This window comes from Rheinheimera sp. NSM (assembly GCF_052380015.1).
GTDB lineage: Bacteria > Pseudomonadota > Gammaproteobacteria > Enterobacterales > Alteromonadaceae > Alishewanella.
Map to the genome: position 1 here is coordinate 182200 of NZ_JBQTCI010000007.1, position 25029 is coordinate 207228.

Here is a 25029-nt window from a genome sequence, read left to right on the forward strand (position 1 = left end):
TAAATAGGACATGAATTATGTATAACAAACTAAAAGCAGGTGTAATGATAGTTGCCGGTACTGTACTGCTGGCAGTGGCGGGGTGTGGCGGCGATCTTGAGCAATCACCGAAAGGCACCTTAACGGAAGAGCAAATTACCAACGGTGGCAATATAGACGGGCTGGTGACGGCCACCTACGCTTACCTTGGCAATGATCACTATACTGCGCCAAACTTTCTCTGGCCAACCGGTAACCTGCGGGCCGGTGATGCCCATAAAGGCGGCAATGGACCCGGCGATATATTTGCCTACCATGCGCTGTCGATGTATACGTCGATTATTGCGGATATGGAGTCTTATCCACCGGATTTTGTCGATCTGAACAATAAAAAATGGGTAAGAAATTACACCGCCATCTCAAGAGCTAATACCGCTTTAAAGGCGCTGGCGAATACCACAGAGGCGCAGTTTGCGAAAAAGACTATTCGTGAGGCTGAGCTGAGGTTTTTACGCGCTTTCTTTTATTTCGATCTGAAGATACACCACAAACATATTCCTTATGTTGATGAAACCATGTCATCAGAGCAGATTAAAGCACTGACAAATTTTGATTTAACCGATCAGCAATTGTGGGACAAAATCGCCGCAGATTTCCAGTTTGCCGCCGACAATTTACCGGTTGCCCAGAGTGAAATCGGCCGGGCCAATCAGTTAAGTGCCAAAGCCTATCTGGCGAAAACGAAGTTGTATCAGGCATATCAGCAAAATGATCTGCATCAGGTCGTTAACATTGATGCGGAGAAACTACAAACGGTGGTCGATCTGGTGGATGATATTGAAGACGCTGGTGTCTATGGTTTGCAGGATGACTTCGGCCAAAACTTTCTGCACCGTTTTGAAAACAGCAAAGAGTCGGTGTTTGCGATCCAGCGCTCACGCAATGACGGTTCGCCGGATGGCCGTGGTTCCTGGCCAACAGCATTAAATGCGCCTTTGCAGGGCGGCTTTGGCTGCTGTGGTTTTCATGTGCCGACAGAGAATTTCGTTAACGCCTTTAAAACCGACGCTCAGGGCTTACCACAGTTTGACAGCTTTAACAGCAACAATTATGTACTGGCACAGGACGCGGTTGACCCAAGGTTAGATCACACTGTTGCCATGCAAGGTAAGCCGTTTAAATATGACAGCGAGCTGATGATTGAAAATGGTAATGCCTGGGCACGGGCGCCGGCGGTTTACGGCAATTTCATCTCAATGAAAGAACTGGAGCATCCGGATTGTGAATGTCGTATGCAAAACGGGCCCTTCCCGGTGTTTTCGATGAATACGGTGTTGATCCGTTTTGCCGATGTGTTGCTGTGGAAAGCAGAAGCGCTGATCGAATTAAATCGTCTGGATGAAGCCTTACAAATCATCAACCGCTTACGCAGCCGGGCTATGAACAGCACAGCCATGCTAAATAATGCCAGTATCTACAATGTCGGACTTTACACTGCATTTACGTCACAAGAGCAAGCCCGCCAAGCCCTGCGGATGGAGCGACGGTTAGAACTTGGCCTGGAAGGACACCGTTTCTTTGACCTGGTGCGCTGGGGCGTAGCAAAACAGACATTAGATACTTACCTTGAAGTTGAACGCACCCGTAAGCCTTATTTACAGGAAGCCTTGTTTACCGCCGGGCGCGACGAGTATCTGCCGATCCCGCAGCAACAAATCAATTTAAGTGGTGGTTTGTATAAGCAACTACCCGGCTATTAATTGCATGGCAGCAGCTGAATTCAGATGCTGCCGTCTGTTAAAAAGGAATACAGTAAAATGAGAAAAACAGTTTTAGCTTTATGCTTAGCAGTGAGTAGCACTATGGCACCCAATGCCCTGGCGGTAGAGGATTTATATCAGGAACCACACCGGCCGCAATTCCATTTCAGCCCGGAGCAGCAATGGATGAATGACCCCAATGGTATGGTGTATTTAGACGGTGAATACCACCTGTTTTATCAGTATAACCCGTACAGTAATATCTGGGGGCCTATGCACTGGGGCCATGCGATCAGTAAAGATTTAGTGCACTGGGAGCAGCAACCCATAGCGTTATATCCGGATCAACATGGCACCATCTTTTCAGGCAGTGCAGTGGTAGACCGGAACAATACCTCTGGTTTTGGTAGCAAAGACAAGCCGGCTATGGTGGCAATTTACACTTATCATGATCATTTACAGGAGAACTTCGGTTCAGACACCTTCCAGTCGCAGGGTATTGCATACAGCTTAGATAACGGCCGCAGCTGGACTAAGTACGACGCTAATCCGGTGTTGAAAAGCCCGGGTATCAGGGATTTTCGCGACCCTAAAGTGAGCTGGCACGAGGATTCTGAGCGCTGGGTGATGTCACTTGCAGTAAAAGATAAAATCAGTTTCTACACGTCAACGGATTTAAAAAACTGGCAACATAGCGGCGATTTTGGCCAGGGCATTGGTGCGCACGGTGGTGTATGGGAGTGCCCTGATTTGATTAAGATGCGGGTTAATGGCAGTGACGAAGAAAAGTATGTGTTACTGGTCAGTATTAACCCGGGTGGCCCGAATGGCGGCTCGGCCACACAATACTTTGTCGGCGACTTTGATGGTAAAACCTTTAAACTTGACCCGGCATTTAACCAACAGCTTATGGCCGCGGAACAAAGTTCGCCTTCAAAACAAGCAGCAGTTTGGCTGGATTATGGCACTGACAACTATGCCGGTGTAACCTGGTCTGATGTGCCGCAACAAGATGGCCGGCATCTGTTTATTGGTTGGATGAGTAACTGGCAATATGCCAATAAAGTACCGACCCAACGTTGGCGCAGTGCTATGACTATTGCCCGGCAGCTGGAATTAGAAAAGCGGGGCAATAGCTATATAGTTAGCTCGCAACCGGTAGCCAGCCTGTCGTCGCTGGCAACGGATACTAAAGTTGTACGCAATAGCAGGGTAAAAGGCGGTCAAGCCGTTGAATTAGTTAAGCTAACCAAATCAGCAGAGTTGGGTGAGCATATCAAGCTTGAGCTGGATTTGCAGCAGTCCAAGCTGGTCGAGCTGTCATTTGAAAATGCCAAGCACAGCCTGAAACTAAAAATAGACGCCGTAGCGGGACAGTTGATTTTAGACAGAACTAAAGCAGGCATTGCCGACTTTGAAAGCGGTTTTGCCTCTGTGCAGCGGGCGCCATTAGATATTAAAGCTGGCGTCGTGCAGTTAGAGATATTTCTGGATACTTCTTCTATAGAAGTGTTTGCCGACAATGGCCGCACGGTGATGACCAGTGTGGTATTTCCTGAGGCACCCTATAGTCAGCTTAAACTAAGTACTGACAGTGCTGTTAACATTCAGCAGCTCTCTATAGCGCAATTGGGGTCAATCTGGCAGAAATAGCCATACAGAGTTGGTTGCCGGTTAGCGGCTGGTCGTTTTTCTAACGCGTAAAGCCTCTCTAATTTGTCGGAAAAGCCTCTAAAATCAGAGGCTTTTTTATTGCTGCTTGCCTAACCCTTGAAACCGCTGCGGCTGAACCCCATTGCCTGTATAGTTTCATACCACTTGGTATGTAATTGGCATTTTTACAGCATAGCGGAGAGCTGATGATCCCTTTATCCATTTTAGATTTAGCCCCGGTGTCGGCCGGCAGCAGCGTTGCCGACAGCTTTGCCGCCAGCAAAGCCCTGGCGCAACTGGCAGACCAGTTAGGTTATCACCGTTACTGGCTGGCCGAGCACCACAATATGCCGGGCATTGCCAGCGCTGCTACGTCGTTATTAATCAGCCATTTAGCCTCCGCTACCTCGCGCATCCGCTTAGGTGCCGGTGGCATTATGCTGCCAAACCACTCGCCGCTGGTTATCGCCGAACAATTCGGCACTTTGGCAACCTTGTACCCTAACCGCATTGACTTAGGCTTAGGCCGCGCACCGGGCAGTGATCAGGCCACAGCACGGGCTTTACGGCGGCATAAAGTGGAAACTGAAGCGCAGTTTCCGGCCGACATCGCCGAGTTGCAGCAGTATTTTGCTGCCGCCAGGCCGGATCAGTTAGTGCAGGCCGTGCCGGGGCAAGGGCTGCATGTGCCGTTATGGATATTAGGCTCAAGCCTGTATGGCGCGCAATTAGCGGCGCAGTTGGGGCTGCCCTATGCCTTTGCCTCTCATTTTGCACCGGGCATGATGCAGCAGGCCGCCGCTTTATATCGTCAGCAATTTAAGCCATCAGCGCAGTTAGATAAACCTTATCTGATGCTGGCGCTGAATGTGTTTGCCGCAGACACCGCAACTGAAGCCAAACGGCTGTTTAGCTCGCTGCAACAGCAGTTTGTTAACCTCGCGCGCGGTACCCCTGGCTTACTGCCGGCGCCGGTGGATAGTATGGACGCTATCTGGCAGCCACATGAAAAAGCCTATGTACAGACAGCTCTAGCCTGTTCTGTGGTGGGCGATGCCGCTGCGGTGCAGCAAGGCATTAAGGATTTTATTGCCAAACATAACCCCGACGAGCTGATGCTGACCAGCATGATGCACGACCCTGCCGCGCGGCAACATAGCTATCGGATAGCCGCAGAGCTTATTCGCCGTTAAAGCTGCTAAGCAATTGCGCCAATTTACGCTGATCGACGGCGAATTTACGGATACCTTCGGCCAGTTTTTCTGTTGCCATCGCGTCTTCGTTCAGTTGCCATAAAAATTCCGCTGCGCTTAGCGGTTTTGCGGCTGCCGTAGCCTGCTGCTGCGGCATCTGCAGCGCTGCTGCTAACGGTGCCTCGGTGGCGGCTAATTCTTGCAGCAGGTTGGGTGCTATGGTGAGCAGATCACAACCGGCCAGCCGGCGGATTTGCTCTACGTTGCGAAAGCTGGCGCCCATGACCACAGTGTTGATGCCATGTTGTTTATAGTACTGATAAATGCGCTGCACCGATTGCACCCCGGGATCATTATCGCCGGAAAAGTCCTGCGTTGGCTGGTTATGCTTGTACCAGTCCAGAATACGGCCGACAAAGGGCGAAATCAGCGTTACGCCGGCATCGGCACAGGCTTTGGCCTGAGCCAGACTAAACAACAGTGTCAGGTTACAGTGAATGCCCTGCTTTTCTAACTGCGCCGCGGCCTGTATGCCTTGCCAGGTGGCGGCCAGTTTAATCAGCACCCGCTCGGGCCCGACCCCCGCCTGTTGATAGCGCTGAATAATCCGCAGCGCACTGTCGACGCTGGCGCTGGTATCAAAAGACAGATGGGCGTCTATTTCGGTTGATACCCGGCCCGGGATATGGCGCAGAATTTCGACGCCAAAATTTACCGTAACTTGCTCGCAGGCGGCGTTAAGGTCGTTGCGGTGTTGCTGCAGCGCAGCATTAAGCAACGGGCGGTATTGCGCTTGCATGCCGGCTTGTAAAATCAGCGACGGGTTAGTGGTGGCATCTATCGGTTGCAGCCGGCGGATGGCGTCGATATCGCCGCTGTCGGCTACCACTACTGTCATCTGGCGTAGTTGCTCAAGTTGGTTCATTGCAGGTTCCTGTTACTAAAAGGCGTTGTTAGGGTAAGCGCTGGCTTTGCGGCGGCCCAAGGTAACTGGGTTGTAAACCACCGGTATCAATCAGCAGTTTTTCGATCACCACCGCCGGGTCCAGTAAATAAATACGCAAGCGCTGCGCGCCGGGCCTGGTTACCTGCAGTGGGGTTTTTATTGTACGCACTCCGTTCAGCACTGCCTGCTGCCAGGCTTGCTCGCTGTTATCGGGCAGGGTGTTGATAAACTGCGGCGGGCCGTCATTTAATGTCACGGCAAAACGTAACTGGCGGCCCGGTATTAACTGCAGCGTCGGCGCCACTATGCTGTGCAAGGTAAAATCGCCGCTGCTGTGAAAATACAGCGGATACTCCAGATAAGGCGCCCGGCTTAGATCGCTGAGCTGATAATCTAACTTTGTCATCGCCGCCATTGCCGCCTGGTTACGGCCAAGGCCCGGAACTTTCTGCCACCAGGCGTTGGCGCTGTTAGCTACCACCTTGGCGCTGGCGGCTTCTACGGCAATATAACCATCGGCTTCCACAAAGCCGCCTTGTGGTGTCGTTGGCGGTTTTACTGCCGTTACCTGTACCTTGGCGCCGCCCCAACCGGTGCCCTGAATATGCACTTCGGCCTGGTTTAGCCCGGTTTGGGTTTTGCTCCAATCAATGGATACGGCAATGTTTTGCTCAACGGTAATTTGGCCGCTGCTGTGGCTTAGTTGTATCCACTCCGCTGAGGCCTTAGCGCTGAAGTCAAACGGCTCTGTGCCTTTATTAAAGACTTCAATTTGCCGCTGTGGTTGGCCGTTTGGGTAAAAGGTGTCCAGCATGAGCTGCTTGCCGCGGTACTCACTGATCGGCCAGGACAATGCTGAGCCTTCTGCTGCTACGCCCATATCGGCAACGGCCATTGGCTGCGCTATGGAGACCACCGGCATTAAATTGGCCGGCGGGTTGCGCCAATAGGTAAAGCCGATATGCGGCTGCGACATCATATGGTTCCAGCGGCCATCGCCGAGGCTGTGATACAGCTTAGTCAGGCGGGCATCTTCGGCAAACCAGAACTGTACCTGCTCTGCCCAATAATTGCTGCTGGCACGGCCCTGGTCGCCGTGCAGATGGTTCATCGCCACCGCGCGGTTAAGCTCGAACACGGCGCGGCTGGCTTTTAGCGGATGTGCCACCAACTGGATATAGGCATCCTGCTGCGCGCTGGTTAATTGCTGCTGCACGCGGTCAGATTTTTCCACCAGTTGCGCCAGCTCTGTGCTGATGCGCTGAGCTTCGCCATAATGAAAAATACTGTAGGTATCGGGCTCAACTGCTTCGGGTTTACGCCGGCCGTTATGCCGCGTGTAGCCCTGCAGCAGGTCGGCAATAGCGCCGGCATGCTGTGGTCCAAACTGCTGGCTGGCCCAGTCGGTGGCAAATTGCTGCAAGTTAGCCGCGTTAAAGGCGGCGGGGTTCCACGCCATGCGCAGGAAGAAATCGATGGGAAACTCCATTGGTTTTAAATCGCCGACGTTAACTATCCAGATGCGGTCGGCCTGATACTGCCACGCCAGCTGCATTTGCTGCCAAATTTTCGCCAACGGTACGGTATTAATCCAGCGGTAAGAGCGCGGCGCACCCACATAGTCAAAGTGGTAGTACACCCCGGCACCGCCGGCGCGGTTACGCTCGCTGGCTGCAGGCAGGCGGCGGATATTACCAAAGTTGTCGTCGGCCCATAGCAGGGTAACATCGTCCGGCACCCGCATGCCGCGCTCATAAAAGCCCTGCACTTCTTTATACAGTGCCCATACCTGGGGCACGGTTTCTACCGGCCTGTCGTTGAAAGTTTCGCGCAGAATCTGCCGTTGATCGGCAACAATTTGCTGCAGCAGTTCAATATTGTCGCCTTCGCTCATCGGCTCATCTTCCTGCCCGCGCATGCCGAGGGTAAAAATGCTCTCCAGCTGTTTATGCCGCTGTGCACCTTGTTGCCAGAACTTATAGATATTGTCGCGGTTGGTGGAGTATTGCCACGGGCCTTCGCCGTAACGGTTCCATTCTTTATCGGCGCGCAGCATAGGTTCGTGGTGGCTGTTGCTCATCACTATACCCATTTCATCGGCCAGCACGGCATTTTGCCAGTCATCATCGGCAAAGGCATTGTTCCACATCGCCGGCCAGAGAAAATTGGCTTTTAAGCGTTGCAACAGTTCAAACACCCGCAGATAAAACTTGCTGTTATAGCCGCCGTATTTTTCTGTTACCCAGTTGGTTAGCGCCGGATATTCGTCGTTAAGAAAAATGCCGCGATACTTTACTTTGGGTGCATCGGTTACCAGGGTGCCGGCTTTAATATACAGCTGCTGCCGCTGTGGCAGTGGCACATCGGCCCACCAATGCCAGGGCGATACACCGATAGTTTCGGCCAGGTCGTACACGCCGTAAATAGCGCCGCGCTTGTCGCTGCCGGCGATCACCAGGGCTTGTTGTACGCCGGGCAGCGGCTGCTGTATCAGCTGGATCTGATAGGCGTCCCACTTACCCTTAATGGCGCTGAGATCCAGCTTGCCCGCAGCAATCAGTTGGTCCAGCAGCGGGTTATTGCCCAAACTGCCGATAATCAGCATCTGCGCTGCGCCCGCCGTGCTGTGGCTGACGCTCAGCTGCTTGCCACTCACTGCTTGTATATCAGCTTGCAGGCTGCTTACTGCCCGCAGCAAACCCTTATGATCGTTATTACTTAGCTGGATCAGCGCCTGGCTGTTGCTGCCAACCAAAGCAAAGTCATCTTTGCCGGGTGTTGCCGCCAGATAATTGCCCGGTAGGGCAGCGGCAGTGTGGCTTAGCAACAGCACCGCTAACAGCACAAGCACTCTCATTGGCTTGCCTCAGCTTCCAGCCGGCTGTGTAACCCCAGCATAGTGCCGACAAAACCCGCAGCCACTTGCGTACTTAGCAGCATAGCGTCTTGCGGCCCAGTCAGCGGCAACCAGTCTTGGTCAGGCAGGGCATAGTAAAAGGCGATTTCGCCGGCATCACCGCTGATTTTTAAGCGGATGTCTGCCGCAGTGCCTGGCAGCTGCAGCCCGGCAATTTGTGCAGCTTTGCCGCCGTTGGCCTGCTCTAAAAACAGTTCTGTGCCGGCGGCGTTGCTGCGCACGCCGAAATAGTAGTGATACTGCTCGTTTTGAAACGCCACTATACCCGCGGATACTGTGCCTTGCGGCAGTGTCAGGCTGGTGCTGGCATCAAAATGCATATGCTGCTGGCGCCTGGCAATAAACGCCGGTTGCGCCAGGCTGTCCAGGCCTTCGGCTTTAGCCTGTAAGCTAAGCTGTTGGCCATCCAGGCTAAGCCAGCTTTGGTCAAATTGACGCAGGCTGTTCCAGTGTAAATTTAATCTTGTGCTGTCAAACTCATCACGCCAGCTAAAGTTGCCGGTTAACGGCTCTGCTACCGGTGCGGCTTGCAGCGCCGGTGCAGCCGGGCGGTACGGAATGCTCTGGCCGGCCGGTAAAATATGCGGCCAACCATCTTGCCAGCTTACCGGCAGTAAAAAGGTTTCGCGGCCGGTATTGTAGTAGCGCTGCTGATAAGCGCGGCTGGCCAGAAACACCGCCCACCAGCTGCCGTCAGGCAGTTGCACAAAATCGGCATGGCCGGCGGTAGTAATAGGGGCAGGCCGGTCCGCGGCCAGGTCGCGCTGGGTTAAAATCGGGTTACCGCTGTAGGGCACAAAAGGCTCATCCAGGCTGCGGCTACGAAAAATCACCGCCGAATGCTGATCGGCAGTGCCGCCCTCTGCACACAGCAAATAGTACCAGCCGTCATGTTTATATAAATGCGGCGCTTCAATCCAGATCGGCTTGGTGCTTAAGTCCACCCCGCCATTGACCAACAGCCGCTGTGAATCCGGCACGATTTTCTGGCTGTGCGGGTCGTACTGCCACAACCAGATGGCCTTATGACCTTCGTACAGTGATTCGACGGGGTCGCCATTGTGGGCAATATACACCTTGCCATCGTCATCAAAGAAAATATCCGGGTCTATACCCTGCACTTCCGGCAGCCAGATTGGGTCTGACCAGGGGCCGGCCGGGTCGCTGGCGGTCAGAATAAAATTGCCGCCTCTGTCTACTACGGTAGTGATCAGATAGTAAGTGCCGTCATGATAGCGCAACGTTGGCGCAAAAATACCGCGCGACACCTGCAGGCCGGCCATATCCAGTTGCGAAGGCCGCGTTAGCGCATAACTGAGCAAGCGCCAGTTCACTAAATCGCGGCTGTGTAATATCGGCAAGCCCGGCGTATAGGTAAAAGATGATGCCACCATATAATAGTCATCGCCGCTGCGCGTAATGCTGGGGTCGGGGAAAAAGCCGGCGGCCACCGGGTTTTGATAGCTTCCCGCAGGTAATGGCGCTGCAAAAACCGCATCACGGCCCTGATAATCAAACCAGTTAAACTGTGCTGTTGCCGCCGGTGCTGTGCTGGCCGCCGGCCCGGCAGCAGTGGTGTGCGGGGCATTGCCGGCCGGCTGACAAGCGCTGAGGCAAAGCATCAGCCCCAGCGTTAATAGCAGCGCCTGATAGTTGTTTGTCATCTGATGTCACTCCTGTGGTCAGCGCCCGGCTTGGTAGTAAAAGCGGCCCGGCAGCTAAAAGGTAGTGACATTAAAAGGAAAAAGGCCATATTCATCAATGGCCTTGTTGTTATGAAAATACATCTGCACTGTGCGTTTTTTGCGCATGGCGCGGCTTAGTCGTTCACCGCCATGCGGTTTACGCTTTCACTGCGGGCGCAGCGGTATTCTTTCGGAGTTTGGCCAAAATGACGCTGAAACACGGCATACATATATTGCAGCGACGGATAACCGCATATTTTGGCAATTTCGGTCGGGTTGGCCTGCGTTTCTTTCAGCATCTTGCAGGCTTTAGTCAGCTTTTGGTTATGTAACTCGGTATGGATAGAATGGCCGCGCTCAGAGCGAAACCGCTGCTCCAGATTCGAGCGCGAGATGCCGACAAAATCGGTCACCTGTTCCACCTTGGCGCCGCGGGTAGCATTGCGGCGAATATAGTTCATCGCTTGGATCACATAAGGGTCACGCAGGGCTTTAAAGTCGGTAGATTGGCGCGAGGCCACACCAACCGGCGGCACCAGCAGACGCTTTTGGCCAACATCGATATTATTCAGCTGAGTATGCAGCAGCTTGGCCGCCTTATAACCCATTTCAAAGCAGCCCTGGGTTACCGAACTTAAGCTGATACGGCTGAGAAAACGGGCGATATCATCGTCATCTATACCGATAATGGCAATGTTGTCCGGCACCACAATACCGATATGCTCACAGGCCTGCAGCAAATGGCGCGCGCGCGAGTCGGTAACGGCAATAATGCCGATAGGTTTGGGCAGGCTTTGGATCCAGTCGGTCAGCCGGTTCATCGCATATTGCCAGGTTTCCGGCCGCGTGCAGTGGCCCTGATAAATCTGGCAATCGTAACCATCCTGCGCTGTCAGTTTACGTATCGCGTTTTCCCGCTCCTGTGCCCAGCGGTGTTGCTCATCGGTTGGCACACTGTAAAAGGCAAAGCGGTCGAGACCTTTGCGTTTTAAATGCTCGTAAGCAGCCTGCACCAGGGCGTAATTATCTGTAGCAACATAGGGCACGGCCGGGTAATCGGCCGGGTTACTGTACGAGCCGCCAACCCCAACCAACGGTTTGTCCGAGCCTGCCAGCGCGCGCTGGATATTCATATCATCGAAGTCGGCAATAATGCCATCGCCGCCCCATTCGTGGATATGTTCTAACCGGCAGAGGAAGTCTTCTTCCAGATACAGGTCCCAATCCACCTTGGATGATTGCAAATAATGGCCTATACCTTCTATTACCTGGCGGTCATACACCTTATTTGCGTTAAATAATAACGTAATGCTGTGTTTAGCCTTGAACATATCCCCGTCCTTTATGTTTTATCTTTTTTTTATTTTTTTGATCAAGCGGGTTTAATCTTAGACCGGCCTGCATTTAAGGCAAACCGGAAAACATAATTCGGCACGGAATTATGAATTTTCGTAATTGCTCAGTGCGCCCCGCTCACCAAAGATTAAGCCACTCAGGCTCATAGCAAACACAGGCAGAATATGTATATAGGCATAGATTTAGGCACCTCCGGCATTAAGGTGATAATGCTGGACGACAATGGCAAAGTGATCGACAGCGCCAGCGCAGAATTGCAGCTAAGCCGGCCTTATCCGCTGTGGTCGGAACAAGATCCGCAGCAGTGGTGGCTTGGCTTGCAGGCCTGCATGACGCAGTTGTGTCAGCGCCGCTCGCTACAGGCGGTAAAAGCCATAGGCCTGACCGGACAAATGCACGGTGCTACTTTACTGGACCGTAATAACCAGATTATCCGCCCGGCAATACTGTGGAACGACGGCCGCGCTTTTGCGCAGTGTCAGCAGTTGGAGCAACAAGTGCCGCAACTGCAACAGCTTACCGGTAACCTGGCGATGCCGGGTTTTACCGCGCCGAAACTGCTGTGGCTGCGCCAGCATGAACCGCAGCAGTTCAGCCGTGTCGCCAAAGTGCTGCTACCGAAAGATTACCTGCGCTTTTGTTTAAGCGGCGATTTCGCTTCTGATATGTCCGACGCCGCCGGGACTTTATGGCTGGATATGGCCAAACGTGACTGGAGCGACGAGCTGCTGCAAGCCTGTGGTTTGAACCGCAGCCAGATGCCTCAGCTGTACGAAGGCAACCAGGTAACCGGTATTTTACTGCCAGAGTTTGCGCAGCGCTGGGGTATGGATGCGGTGCCGTTGGTAGCCGGCGCCGGCGATAATGCGGCCGGGGCTATCGGCGCCGGTATTGTCAGCCCTGGCCAGGCCATGCTGTCGTTGGGTACCTCCGGGGTGTATTTTGCCGTTAGCAACGGTTTTGTCGCCAATCCGCAGTCGGCGGTGCACAGCTTTTGCCATGCACTGCCGCACAGTTGGCATCTGATGGCGGTAACGCTCAGCGCCGCCGCCTGTTTGCAATGGTATGCCGATAACGTCGCCGGCGTGGCGGTGGCAACCTTGCTGGACGAATTAGACCAGGCTGCTGTGGATATCAGCCAGGCACCGCTGTTTTTACCGTATTTATCCGGTGAACGCACACCACACAACAACCCCGATGCCAAAGGCGTTTGGTTTGGTTTGAGCCACACTACCGACCGTAAAGCCCTTACCTACTCGGTGCTGGAAGGCGTCAGCTTTGCGCTGGCGCAGGGCGCGGCAGCACTGCATGCCTGCAGCGCGGTACCGACAGAGATTAACCTGATTGGCGGCGGTGCCCGCAGCCCGTATTGGCGCCAGTTGCTGGCCGATGTGCTGAACCTGCCGCTAACCTTTCGTGAAGGCGGCGAGGTGGGGCCGGCGCTGGGTGCAGCGCGGCTGGCGCAGTTAGCACTACAGCCACAGCGTAGCCTGGCCGATATCTGCCCGCCGCCACCAGTGGTAAGCCGGCATCTGCCGGACAACCAGCGCCATGCCGCGCTGGCCGTGCGTTACCGCAAATTTACCGCTTTGTACCAGGCGCTGGCGCCGCATTTCTGAGCACAGCCACAGCTACTGACGAAAAGCACAAGCTGGCTTTGAAAAAACATAATTGTGCTAACTGCCGGCAATGCCCAACATTACACCGGTAGCTTTGGCATGAAACAGGAGAGCAGTGTGGCTCAGTACTTTGATCAAATTGATAAAATTGCCTACGAAGGTGCGGACAGCACTAACCCGCTGGCATTTAAACATTACAACGCCGGCGAAAAAATATTAGGCAAAACCATGGCCGAGCATCTGCGTATGGCGGCCTGTTACTGGCATAACTTCTGCTGGAACGGCCAGGATGTATTCGGTCAGCCTATTTTTGGCCGGCCCTGGCTGGCAGCCGGTGATGCGATGCAGCAGGCTAAGCACAAGGCCGATGTTGCCTTTGAGTTTTTCAACAAGTTAACCATTCCGTACTATTGTTTCCATGATATCGATGTCGCGCCTGAAGGCAGCAATATTAAAGAGTACGTAAATAACTTTGCCGCCATGGTCGATGTGCTGGAGCAAAAACAGGCTGAAACCGGCGTTAAGCTGTTATGGGGCACCGCTAATTTATTCAGTAACCCGCGTTATGCCGCCGGCGCCGCCTCTAACCCGGATCCGCAAGTGTTCAGCTATGGCGCCACCCAGGTGTTTCACGCGATGAATGCCACCAAACGCCTCGGCGGGGAAAACTACGTACTGTGGGGCGGCCGTGAAGGCTATGAAACCCTGCTCAATACCGACCTGCGCCAGGAGCGGGCCCAGTTAGGCCGCTTTATGCAAATGGTGGTGGAGCATAAGCACAAAATCGGCTTTAACGGCACCTTGTTAATCGAGCCCAAACCGCAGGAGCCCACCAAGCACCAGTACGATTACGACTCCGCCACTGTGTATGGCTTCCTGAAGCAATACGGCCTGGAGAAAGAATTCAGGGTGAATATTGAAGCCAACCACGCTACTTTGTCCGGCCATTCGTTTCATCATGAAATCGCCACGGCTATTTCGCTGGGTATTTTCGGCAGCATAGACGCCAACCGCGGCGACGCGCAAAACGGCTGGGACACCGACCAGTTCCCCAACAGCGTGGAAGAGTTAAGCCTGGTAATATACGAAATTCTCAAAGCCGGTGGTTTCTCTACCGGTGGCTTTAATTTCGATACCAAACTGCGCCGCCAAAGCTTAGATCGTTACGATTTGTTCCACGGCCATATCGGCGGTATGGATCATCTGGCCATGGCGTTAAAGCGGGCAGCCAAGCTGGTAGAAAAAGACTTCCTCGGTGCTGCCGTAGCACAACGCTATGCCGGTTGGAGTGACAAGTTGGGTAAGGCTATTCAGGGTGGCGAACATTCATTACAAACCCTGGCCGAGCTGGTGCAGCGCGAGCAGTTCGATCCACAACCGGTAAGCGGCCGCCAGGAACTGTTGGAAAACCAAGTTAACCTGGTGCTGTTTCGCTAAAGGTTTTTAGCTCCCGTAGTCCTGTGTGTTGCCCGGCTTGCCGGGCTTTTTTATGCCTGAAAGGTGAGGGAGTGTAAGGCTTGAACTGAAGTAGTCGGTACTTAATCTGATATTTGAAAATAACGTTCAAAGCAGCTGCGCGTCGCGCGTCGGCTGCCTTAATTTGTTGGGGCTAGTCACTGCCAGACCCGATTAATATCCAACGCTTACCCTTTGAATGAACATCAAAAGCAAAATCCCAAAATACAGGATACGAAGGATGGCCTTCAGCAAGACCAAACTCAGTTACCATGTCAGCATCATCCAGGGCTATGTGGCTGAAAACATCTTGCATTAATGAACTTATCTCATTCTTTTTTGACTTGAGATCAATCGGCCCGGCGCTAGTACTTCCCTCATAAAGAACCATGTCCATGATTTCATGTCTGGCCTGCTCTGGTGAAGATGCCACAACACCAGATACCTTGCAGTCTTTAGAGATTTGTTCTTGCAGTATCTGTTCTAAGGCTGAATCGCAATCTCCAAGACCATACAGATGGAACGAAACTGCATAGTTTATCCCGTATAGTAGCTTTTCAATTTTATCAAAATCTTTCATATGATAATTTTTAGAAACTCCGGGGGCATCCATTTTATTTTGAGCTGATCCGTTTACCCTGATGTTTCCCGATGGCCAACGCTTTGTTAACGTTCCGTTGAGCAACTTGCCAGAGCGTGCTCCCATATTTCTTTAACTAATTGATTTGAATTATAAATAAAGTCGCCATTAGAGAATTCATATACCATAGCTTCATATTCATAGCCGATCATTTTTTCTTTGTTGTCGTCAGTTTTACAATATTTATATGTGTCATGGGATAGCCGGACTTTTATATTTCCACTAAACCATGTTGCTTTTAGTGGATAAGCTTTTTCACCGAAGAACAGAACGGGGTCAACTAATGGAGGATTTTCAGAGCAGGCTTCTTTAACTAGTGAAGTTAAAAACAATTGGTTATTTTTAACTTCCCAAGTACCTTTATAACCTCGCCAATTTGCAGAACACCAACCTTGTGATTCCAGCATTTGGTGAATTTCTTCAAAGGTATATAGTGAGTCAAGGGGGCTTACATCTCCTGGTCCCATATCTAGACCAAATGAGTCGCCATCAATGATAAATGTTTCTTCAATCTGTTGAGTTGCGTGAGCATAATTAGTCATGACAACTAAGAATAATATTAAAAATTTATGCATGCCATTCCTTTTGCTAGTTTGTTTAAAGGTAAGACCCGATGCCCGGGATAAGGCTGGGCTAGCTAATATCTTCCGTAAGCGCTGCGAGTAGATTCTGTGCTCGTAAAATACGAACAATCAGCACATCTGCACCGTCTTGGCGGTAATAAATTGCATGAACGCCGTACACGCTGCGGCGATACCCCGGCCTGATACTATCGACAGCCTGATATAAATGGGGCGCATCAGCAATGTCCTGAAAACGTACTTGCATAGCCGCAGTATAGGCTTCAGCTTGCTTAACCCCGAAAGTCTGCGCTCCGTAGATATAGATGTCGAAAAAATCCTGATCTGCGCTATGGCTAAGCCGGTATCGTGCCATCGGCTTTCAGCCTTGCTCTTGCGGCTTGCAAAATATCATCAGCGGAACGCGGGCTTATGCCGCTTTGCTCACCTTCAATCAGTGCTGCGCGTACTGCCTCAAGCTGGGCGTTGCGGGCTTGATCACGGCGGATTAAATCGCGGAAATATTCACTGTCATTGGTGAAATCGCCGCTGGCAATGCGCGTTTTTACCCATTCGCCTTGCTGCTCGGTTAAGGTAATTGTTTTTCGGACAACGGTCATAATTCACTTCCTCACCAATAATCATACTACTGGTGCAGTATAGCGCATGTTACAACCAACTGCGGTAATCTGTATTTTTACTCTCATCATACCTTCGGCTGCGCTCTGGCCATTAACGCTATGCAATCAATATCCGCTGGCAGGGTGCCGTAGTTACTGCAGATGCCCGGTATCAGCCGGGCGCGGATAAAGGCTTCTGCTGCCATGGCTTCGCCATATTGCAGCAACACACTGGCCTGTAACAGCAGTGCTAATTGATCGACTATGCTGCGGGCGCGATATTCCAGCGTGGATGTATCCTGCAGTGCTTGCTGCAGCCGGGAAAAGGCGGCGTCGTACCCGCTGTTGCGCCCGGTTACGGTTTGCAGTTCGCTAAGGCAGGCTTCTAAGGCCGCTGGTTCTTTTTGCATGGCGCGCAGTACGTCCAGACACTGAATATTGCCCGAGCCTTCCCAGATAGCGTTAACCGGTGCTTCGCGGTATAGCCTGGGCAGGATATTTTCTTCAACATAACCGACGCCGCCCAGGCATTCCATCGCTTCATAGCAAAACTGCGGCGTGCGTTTGCATATCCAGTATTTACCAATAGCCGTGGCCAGGCGGACAAAGTGCTGCTCGCTAACCACATCCTGGTTATCCAGCGCGTAGGCTACCCGTAAACTCAGTGCCAGCGCCGCTTCACTGTCGAGCGTAAGGTCGGCCAGTACATTTTGCATCAGCGCATGCTGCTGCAGTTTTTGGCCAAAAGCGGTGCGCCCGGCGGTGTGATGCAGCGCTTGTGCTAAAGCGGCGCGCATTAGCCCGGCCGAGCCGAGCATGCAGTCAAAACGGGTGAGTGCCACCATATCAATAATGGTGCGCACACCGCGGCCTTCCTCGCCAATGCGCCAGGCAAAGGCACCGCGAAACTCCACTTCGGATGAGGCATTAGAGCAGTTACCCAGTTTGTGTTTTAAGCGCTGAATATAAAACTGGTTTTTGCTGCCATCCGGCCGCCAACGCGGTAACAAAAAGCAGCTTAAGCCGGCATCGGTTTGCGCCAGCGTTAAAAAGCCATCGCACATCGGCGCCGAGCAAAACCATTTATGCCCCACCAGCTCGTATTCATCATCGTTTAGCCGCTCTGCCTGCGTAGTATTGGCGCGCACATCCGAGCCACCCTGTTTTTCCGTCATCGCCATGCCGATAGTCAGGCCGGCTTTGGCAAAGTACGGTTTGTTCGCCGGGTCGTACTCGGCGGTTAATACTTTGCCCAGCCAGTCGGCCGCGCCTTTGGGCGCTTGCTTAAGTACCGGTACGGCGGCGTAGGTCATGGTTAGCGGGCAGCCGGAACCGGCATCGGCCTGCATATGCTGATACACCATAGCGGCGCGGGCGACCTGGGCGCCTTTGCCCGGTTTAACCCAGGGCGCTGAGGGCAGGCCAAAGGTTATCGCTGCCTGCATCAGCTGATGATAAGCCGGATGAAAGCGCACCTCGTCAATGCGGTTACCAAAGCGGTCATGGCTGTGAAATTCGGGCGGGTATTGATTGGCAAGAAAACCGGCCTCGCTGAGCGCACCGCCACATAAACTGCCATAGCTGGCCAGATCGGCGCTGTGCGCTGCGCTAAAACGGCTGCTCCAGTACTGCAAGGTGCTGTCGCTAAGCCAGCTGTTAAACGGTGTTAACGATGATGGCTGGTTAAGTACCTGATGGGTTTCGGCCTGCGCACTGTAACGATTTGCTGCTGATGGGGTGTGATTTGACATCCGCGCCTCCTGCTGCTGTTACAGCAGTGAAGCATGGCGCGGAACAGAACTCAAGTTTGCCGGCTAACTCAGTGCTTAGCGCCCGGTGCCGCCTGCATGCAGACCCCTTTGCCATTACGTTTTATGCTCAAGCATACCGTGCATCTTTAACCAGCTGACGAAGGCATTAAACCAACCGGTACTGGTTGTCTGTTTCGGGTACATGCCAAAGCCGTGACCGCCCTGCTCATAAAAGTGAAGCTCCACTGGTTTCTTCGCCGCCTGCCAGCTCTCGATCAGGCCAAACTTACTGCTGGCAAAGAAGGGATCGTCTGCCGCAAGCGCGACAAATAAAGGCGGTGCATCGGCCGGCACCGTTACTGATGTGATCGGGCCATAAATATTGCCAATAAAGGCCGGTTTAGCATCCTCGCCGACGAGTGCAGTGGCCATCGTTAACATGGCACCGGCCGAGAAACCCAGCATACCAATACGATCCGGGTCGATTTTCCACTCAGCGGCCCTGCGCCGAATCAAGGATAATGCTGCACGGGAGTCTTCAAGCTGTATCGCAAGCTGCATTTTCATCTGCTCTGGCTCAAGTAACGGCGCTCTGCGCCCGGTGTTAGAGAACATCTCGTCCATTGCGCGTTTAAATGCCGCCATCTCTGAGGGTGTCTGGTTTAAACGATACTTCAGCACAAAGGCGGCAATGCCTTGACTGGCAAGCGCCCGGGCAACATTCCAGCCTTCGTTTTCCATTGACAGTGTGCGAAAGCCTCCGCCGGGTGCCACGATTACCGCCGCGCCACCGGCGTTTGCCGGATCAGGTAAAAAGGGCGTAAGCGTAGCCACAGTGACATTACGCACAAACCGGCTGCCATACTGCGAATGCCAGGCTTCCTGCTGCCGGGCACCGGGCAGTGGTCCGGTACCAAGGTCGACAGCACCAACCTGGCCGGGAGCTGCAATCACCGTCATGCTATCGTCCGGCTGAGCCAGCGCTTGTGTTGCAAAGAAACACACAGCTATCAATACAACTATGTTGCACAACTCAAGCCTTACACCCAAACGGTTACAGCAAGGCTCACCGAGCCGGTTTTTAGTCATTTTCATACCAACGGTATCCTTTATCTGGCTATTCTCTAACTGAGCATTCTCTAACGGGCAAGTGTTGCCTGGCGTCTATCACTTCGCTGTTCTGACAATGGGTTTAATGCTGCCATCGGCGTTAAAATACACCCTGTCTATAGCGACTGACCTTCTGTAATTGCCGCCGCCGGGCAGGTCGGCGTTGTGGTAGGCGAGGTAGGTGTGGCCGTTAAAATCAAACAGCGCCGGGTGGATGGTGGTGGTGCCGGGTAAAGGTGGCATGATTATGCCGCGGTACTGCCAGGGGCCGGTGGCGGAGCTGCTGGTGGCGTAGGCGATACTTTCCGGAAACCCGGCGGCATACAGCAAATAATAAATGCCGTTATGTTTTGATACATAAGGCGCTTCTTCAAAGTTTGGCAGGCTATCTACAGTGTGGATTTGCACCTTACTGACATCGCGGTTTTGCATGTGGCCGGCGGCATTCAGCGTGAAGCTTTCGCCTTTTAAGTGAATTAAATTGCTGTCCAGCTCTACCCACCATAGCTGCTTGTTGCCCCAGTAAAGATAAGCGCGGCCGTCATTGTCAATAAATACCGCCGGGTCAATATTGCGCCAGCTGTGGTCTTTATACTTTGCGGTATCTTCGAGCAAAATCATCGGCATACCGCGGGGGTCTGTAAAAGGCCCGGCCGGGCTATCTGATACCGCTACGCCGATGGCAAAACCAAATTCGCCGCCGGTTTGGCCGCCTTCAACTGCAGCAAAAAAAAAGTACTGTGCTTTACCCGACGCATCTTTGCGCTGTATTACATGATGGGCGTAGGCGTTGCCGGTTTTTTCATTGCCGCGGGCCCAGGCAAAATCAGAGTAGCGCAGCACTGCGCCTTTATTTTGCCAGCTGAGCATATCGCTGCTGGTCCACAGCCGATAATCGTACATGCGGTAATCATTCACCTCTAAAGCCTGCTCGTCGTGCGTGCTATACAGGTAGACCGTATCGTCGATAACCATCACGGCAGGATCGGCGGTGTATATGATGTCACCAACCTGGTTGGTCGGGTCTGCCGTGTCGTACTTAATAATAGGGTTATCAAAGCTTGATGGCGGGGCCTGCGAGGCGGTGATACCCGTTGTGGAAATGGCAGCTGGTTCTGCGCTACAGGTAAATAATACCGGTAATGACAGCAGGCAAAATAGCAGCGCACAGATTTTTTCAAACATGAGCATGGGTTCCTGTTTATCTGTTGCAGCCGCGCATTTTGCCCTTTTCTATCTGATAACGAATATGCGCCACAAACGGCTGCGCCGGCTTAGCCCTGCATATCTTCCAGCTCGGTGCCTTTGGTTTCATGCACCATTTTCGCGACAAAGAATATCGAACAGAATGCGCCCAGCGTATACAAACCGTAAGCCCCGGCTAAACCTACGCCGCTTAGCAACAGCGGAAAGGTCATGGTAATAAGGAAATTACTGCTCCATTGCGCCAAACCACTTACCGCCAGGCCGGAGCCACGAATTTGATTGGGGAACATCTCGCCCAGCATTACCCACATTACCGGGCCCCAGGACATATTAAAGAAGAACACATAGGCATTGGCACTGATCAGCGCCACTATACCCCAGTCGCCCAGCAGCAGGCGGCCATTGGCATCTTGCTCGGCGTTGGCAAAGGCCAGTACCATCAGTGCCAGCGTAATGGCCATACCAACCGAGCCCCATTTCAGCAGTGGCTTGCGGCCAATTTTATCGATCACCATCAGCGTGATTACGCAGGCGGCAATACTCAGGCCACCGCTGATCACGTTGATTAGCAAGGCATCCGACTCGGAAAAGCCCACCGCCTGCCACAACACAGCGCCGTAATAAAACACCACATTAATGCCGACTAACTGCTGAAAGGTTGCCAGGCCAATGCCAACCCAGACAATACGGCGCAATTTGCCGCTGTTGTTGTCGATTAAATCGCGCAGCTGTGGTTGATGATTGCCCTCCAGCGATTGCTGGATCTCGGTTAATTTACGCGTTGCCGCGCTGTCGCCATACAGCCGCGTTAATACCGTTTTCGCTAACGCCGTTTTACCTCTGAGTACTAAAAAGCGCGGGCTTTCCGGAATAAACAGCAGCATCAGTAAAAACAGCAGCGCCGGTAACAGCTCCATCCAGAACATCCAGCGCCAGGCGGCAAAATCCAGCCACAGCACGGCGGTGGACGCGCCGGCGAATTTTGCCAACAGATAATTGCTGATAAAGGCCATAAACAAACCACAGATAATGGCAATTTGCTGCACTGTGGTCAGCATGCCACGATAGCGTGCCGGCGCCACTTCGGAAATATAGGCCGGTGCCATTACCGACGCTGCCCCAACCGCCAGGCCACCGAGAATACGGTAAAACACAAATTCCACTGAGTTGTCTGCCACGCCCGAGCCCCAGGCGCTGATAACAAAAAACACCGCCGCTACCTGTAGCAAGGTGCGCCGGCCACTGATATCGGCCAGCCGGCCGGCAAAAAAGGCGCCTACCGCACAGCCGAGTAACATGCTGGCGACATTAAAGCCGGTGCCGGCACTTTGCGAATTAAATGCTTGTTGCAGGCCATCTACGGTGCCGTTAATTACGCCGCTGTCATAGCCGAATAAAAAACCGCCTAAGGTTGCCACTACGGTAATAAATAAAATAAAGGCTTTATTATCTGCGGTTTCGCTCAGGCTGGCTGGCGTGCCTGCAAGGGCCGGGCTGGTGCTGGTATGCTGCAAAATAGTTACTCCGCTCGGTGGATGTCAGCTTGCAGCATAAAGTCTAATTGCTTGCAAAGCAGTCTGCTTGTTAAAAAACATAATTCTTTCAGTACATTTCATTAAGCCACGGAGCTGCCGGGCATTGTATGGTAAGTTTCAGTCGAAATATTAACCAGGCAAGGCGAACAATGACACCAAATTTACAGCCGCTGTTGTTATGCACTATGCGTTGCGCCTGGTTGCTGCTGGTATTGGCGGCGTTGCCCGGTTGTGCGGCCCGGCCCGGCACCTTGGCCGACACTGCGACCAGCATGGCGCAGCCGCCGGCAGCCGGCAGTGCTGTGAGCGGGCGATACCCTAACCTGTTGGCGCAGCTTGGTTACAGTGAGCAAGCGATTGACGCCAAAATCAGCGCGGCCTTTGAGCAGCTGTTTTACGGCGACCCGGCAACCGAAGCGCTGTATTTTCCCGCCGGTAGCAACAGTGCCGGCAGCAAGGCGTATATTCTCGATGTTAACAACAACGATGTGCGCTCTGAGGGTATGTCATACGGCATGATGATCGCCGTGCAACTGAATAAACAGGCCGAATTTAATGCGCTGTGGAATTGGGCGCTAAGCCATATGTATCAGGCCGATCCGGCGCATCCGGCTTATGGTTATTTTGCTTGGTCGGTAGCTACCGACGGTGTAGCGCTGGATGAAATGCCGGCGCCGGACGGTGAGGAATACTTTGCCACGGCGTTGTATTTTGCAGCCGTGCGTTGGGGCGAAGGCGACGGTATTTATCAGTATAAAGCGCAGGCTGATCAGTTACTGACGCAGATGCGCCATCGTAAACTGATCACCGGTGTCACCAAGCGCGGCAGCCAAACCGGCACTAATTTGTTTCATCCGGACTACGCCATGGTGCGTTTTACCCCGGATCTGGCTAATGCCGACCATACCGATGCCTCCTACCACTTACCGGCGTTTTATCAAGTCTGGGCCCGCATGGGGCCAGAGGCCGACCGGCCGTTTTGGCAAAAAGCCGCCCGGGTTAGCCGCGACTATTTCAGCAAAGCAGCGCACCCCAAAACCGGCCTGACGCCGGACTATGGCAATTTTGATGGCAGCCCCTGGGCTGCACCGTGGCGGCCGGAGTCGGCTGATTTTCGCTTTGATGCCTGGCGTACGGCGATGAATTGGTCGGTAGACTGGAGTTGGTGGCGCGCGGATGCCAGAGCGGTTGAGCTTAGTGACCGGCTGCAGGCGTTTTTTGCCAGCGAAGGCTTAAACAACTATGGCGGCCAATATAGCCTGGATGGTAAAAAACTCGATACTAATCAATTGGCAGGCCCAACTGCAGGAATCGTAGCGATGAATGCGGTAGCAAGCTTAGCCGCCAGCCAGCCGCGCTCGGTAGATTTTGTTCGGGCGCTGTGGCAGCAACCTGTACCGACCGGCCGGTACCGTTATTACGACGGCATGTTGTATATGCTGGGGTTGTTGCATGTCAGCGGCCGCTTTCAGGCCTGGCTACCGGCAGAACAAACAGAATAAAAACAACAATTACCAACAGGCAGACACAGATGCAGATAGCGAGTTCAGGTGCGACAGCAAAATACAGTGCAACAGAAAAACTCAGTGTGACAGAAAAAATCGGTTACAGCCTCGGCGACCTGGCGGCCAATCTGATTTTCCAGACATTGATGACATTTTTGGCGTTTTTCTATACCGATGTCTACCAAATTGCACCAGGTGCCGCCGCGGCCATTATCTTTCTCGGCGGGATAATCGGCGCCTGCTTTAACCCGGTAATGGGGCTGATTGCTGATCGCACCCAAAGCCGTTGGGGCAAATTCCGGCCGTGGATCTTATGGACAGCCGTGCCCTTTGGCGTAATGGCGTTGCTGGCATTCAGTACGCCGGATTTCAGCCCGCAGGGCAAAATTGCCTATGCCTTTATTACCTATGTGCTGCTGGTGTTGGTGTACTCGGCCAATAACCTGCCGTACTCGGCGTTAAGCGGCGTGCTTACCGGCAATATGGCGCAACGTAACAGCTTATCGGCTTACCGTTTTGTCGCCGTGATGGTGGCGCAGTTTATTATTCAGGTGTTGTTACTGCCGCTGGTGCTGATCCTCGGCGATGGCGACAAAGCAGTGGGTTTTGAAAACACCATGACGCTGTTTGCACTGGTTGGCATAGTGTTTTTTCTGATCACCTTTATAACCACTAAAGAGCGGGTGCAGTCGCCACAAATACAAAAGTCCAGTATCCGCCAGGATATCGCTGATCTACTGCACAACAAGCCGTGGTTTATTATGTTGCTGGTAACGGTGCTGGTGTTTATTACCCTGGCGCTGAAAGGCGGCATGTACATTTTCTATTTTGAACATTACCTCAGTGCGCCGCATATCGCCGGCTTTTTACAGCATATCGGTTTTAACAGCTTTATCGCCGGCTTAAATGCCATGCTGACCGGTATGGGGTTAAATGAGTTTCTCTGGCCGAAAGATGCGGCGACGTCGGGTTTCAGCCTGTTTAATGCCGGCGGCATTATCTGCATGATTATCGGTATTGGCTTTTCCAAAACACTGGCGGATAAGTTCGGTAAGCGTGATGTGTTCGCCGTGGCGCTGTTTATCTCTACGCTGTTTATTTTGCTGTTTTACCTGCTGCCACCCGACGCCATTGGCCTGGTGTTTTTAGCGCAAATTCTGCACGGCTTTTTCTACGGCATCACCATACCGCTGCTGTGGGCCATGATTGCCGACGTGGCCGATTATTCCGAGTGGAAAAACCAGCGCCGTGCTACCGCCATTATTTTTTCAGCGATGATTTTTGGCCTGAAGCTGGGGCTAAGCATCGGCGGTGCTTTGGTGGCCGGCATACTGGCGCACTATGGCTATGACGCCCTGCTGGCAACGCAGGCCGCCGACACCATTAACGGTATTAAGCTGTCGGTTAGCTTGTACGCCGCGCTGCCATTCTTGCTCGGTGTTGGCTGCATGCTGGTATATGAAATTAATAAACATAAAGAAACGCAGATAGAGCGCGAACTAAATCAGCGCCGTGCTGCAGTGGCACAAGGGGATTAAG

At 52.9% G+C, this 25029-nt stretch carries 19 protein-coding genes; 7 read left to right on the top strand and 12 right to left on the bottom strand.

Annotated features, from left to right (window positions below; all coding sequences use genetic code 11):
* The first annotated feature begins 17 nt into the window (after nt 1-17).
* From ACTZWV_RS17630 to ACTZWV_RS17640, 3 genes are all read left to right on the top strand, one after another.
* A complete protein-coding gene (locus tag ACTZWV_RS17630) occupies nt 18-1739 on the top strand; it encodes a RagB/SusD family nutrient uptake outer membrane protein (protein WP_444787796.1) in 1722 nt (573 codons plus the stop codon).
* Between the two features lie 57 nt (nt 1740-1796).
* Entirely contained in the window at nt 1797-3392 is a 1596-nt protein-coding gene (locus ACTZWV_RS17635; RefSeq protein WP_444787797.1) for a glycoside hydrolase family 32 protein, read from the top strand.
* Between the two features lie 206 nt (nt 3393-3598).
* Nucleotides 3599-4585: an LLM class flavin-dependent oxidoreductase gene (locus ACTZWV_RS17640; RefSeq protein WP_444787798.1), complete on the top strand. Its 987-nt coding sequence runs from the start codon at nt 3599-3601 to the stop codon at nt 4583-4585.
* Here ACTZWV_RS17640 and tal read toward each other — a convergent pair.
* The 4 genes from tal to ACTZWV_RS17660 all read right to left on the bottom strand — a co-directional run bounded on the left by tal (nt 4572) and on the right by ACTZWV_RS17660 (nt 11464).
* Nucleotides 4572-5510 (bottom strand): transaldolase, encoded by a 939-nt coding sequence (gene tal / locus ACTZWV_RS17645; protein ID WP_444787799.1) that lies wholly within the window; start codon nt 5508-5510, stop codon nt 4572-4574. The two genes, ACTZWV_RS17640 and tal, sit on opposite strands and share 14 nt — an antisense overlap.
* Nucleotides 5511-5538: 28 nt before the next feature.
* Nucleotides 5539-8388 (bottom strand): glycosyl hydrolase 115 family protein, encoded by a 2850-nt coding sequence (locus tag ACTZWV_RS17650; RefSeq protein WP_444787800.1) that lies wholly within the window; start codon nt 8386-8388, stop codon nt 5539-5541.
* Nucleotides 8385-10112 carry a glycoside hydrolase family 43 protein gene (locus tag ACTZWV_RS17655; protein ID WP_444787801.1) on the bottom strand — a complete coding sequence of 576 codons (1728 nt, stop codon included), beginning with the start codon at nt 10110-10112 and terminating at the stop codon, nt 8385-8387. Before ACTZWV_RS17655 ends, ACTZWV_RS17650 begins: the two co-directional genes overlap by 4 nt.
* A gap of 155 nt (nt 10113-10267) precedes the next feature.
* Nucleotides 10268-11464, bottom strand: coding sequence for a XylR family transcriptional regulator (locus ACTZWV_RS17660; protein ID WP_444787802.1), 1197 nt, complete (start codon nt 11462-11464; stop codon nt 10268-10270).
* A gap of 189 nt (nt 11465-11653) precedes the next feature.
* Between ACTZWV_RS17660 and xylB the strand changes: the two genes are divergently transcribed.
* Entirely contained in the window at nt 11654-13108 is a 1455-nt protein-coding gene (gene xylB, locus ACTZWV_RS17665) for a xylulokinase (RefSeq protein WP_444787803.1), read from the top strand.
* Between the two features lie 117 nt (nt 13109-13225).
* A complete protein-coding gene (gene xylA / locus ACTZWV_RS17670; protein ID WP_444787804.1) occupies nt 13226-14545 on the top strand; it encodes a xylose isomerase in 1320 nt (439 codons plus the stop codon).
* Between the two features lie 172 nt (nt 14546-14717).
* Here xylA and ACTZWV_RS17675 read toward each other — a convergent pair whose 3' ends face one another.
* The 8 genes from ACTZWV_RS17675 to ACTZWV_RS17710 form a co-directional block, all read right to left on the bottom strand.
* Complete coding sequence (locus ACTZWV_RS17675) at nt 14718-15143, bottom strand: hypothetical protein (protein WP_444787805.1); 426 nt, start codon at nt 15141-15143, stop codon at nt 14718-14720.
* Between the two features lie 86 nt (nt 15144-15229).
* Nucleotides 15230-15778: a hypothetical protein gene (locus ACTZWV_RS17680; RefSeq protein WP_444787806.1), complete on the bottom strand. Its 549-nt coding sequence runs from the start codon at nt 15776-15778 to the stop codon at nt 15230-15232.
* 58 nt (nt 15779-15836) lie between these two features.
* Nucleotides 15837-16139, bottom strand: coding sequence for a type II toxin-antitoxin system RelE/ParE family toxin (locus ACTZWV_RS17685; protein ID WP_444787807.1), 303 nt, complete (start codon nt 16137-16139; stop codon nt 15837-15839).
* Nucleotides 16120-16383, bottom strand: a complete 264-nt coding sequence (locus ACTZWV_RS17690; protein ID WP_444787808.1) for a type II toxin-antitoxin system ParD family antitoxin — start codon at nt 16381-16383, stop codon at nt 16120-16122. The genes ACTZWV_RS17685 and ACTZWV_RS17690 overlap by 20 nt, the downstream gene beginning before the upstream one ends.
* Before the next feature lie 86 nt (nt 16384-16469).
* Nucleotides 16470-18134 (bottom strand): isovaleryl-CoA dehydrogenase, encoded by a 1665-nt coding sequence (locus ACTZWV_RS17695; protein ID WP_444787809.1) that lies wholly within the window; start codon nt 18132-18134, stop codon nt 16470-16472.
* Between the two features lie 114 nt (nt 18135-18248).
* Nucleotides 18249-19094 (bottom strand): alpha/beta hydrolase, encoded by an 846-nt coding sequence (locus ACTZWV_RS17700; protein ID WP_444787810.1) that lies wholly within the window; start codon nt 19092-19094, stop codon nt 18249-18251.
* A 207-nt stretch (nt 19095-19301) separates the two neighbouring features.
* Nucleotides 19302-20429: a glycoside hydrolase family 43 protein gene (locus ACTZWV_RS17705; protein ID WP_444787811.1), complete on the bottom strand. Its 1128-nt coding sequence runs from the start codon at nt 20427-20429 to the stop codon at nt 19302-19304.
* Nucleotides 20430-20518: 89 nt separating this feature from the next.
* Entirely contained in the window at nt 20519-21964 is a 1446-nt protein-coding gene (locus tag ACTZWV_RS17710; RefSeq protein ID WP_444787812.1) for a sugar porter family MFS transporter, read from the bottom strand.
* Nucleotides 21965-22134: 170 nt separating this feature from the next.
* On the opposite strand from ACTZWV_RS17710, the gene ACTZWV_RS17715 reads away from it, so the two are divergent.
* On the top strand, nt 22135-23487 hold the full coding sequence (locus ACTZWV_RS17715) for a glycosyl hydrolase family 8 (RefSeq protein ID WP_444787813.1): 1353 nt from the start codon (nt 22135-22137) through the stop codon (nt 23485-23487).
* 29 nt (nt 23488-23516) lie between these two features.
* The gene (locus tag ACTZWV_RS17720) at nt 23517-25028 is read left to right on the top strand and encodes an MFS transporter (RefSeq protein WP_444787814.1); all 1512 of its coding nucleotides are present in this window, start codon (nt 23517-23519) and stop codon (nt 25026-25028) included.
* Nucleotide 25029 lies beyond the last annotated feature (1 nt).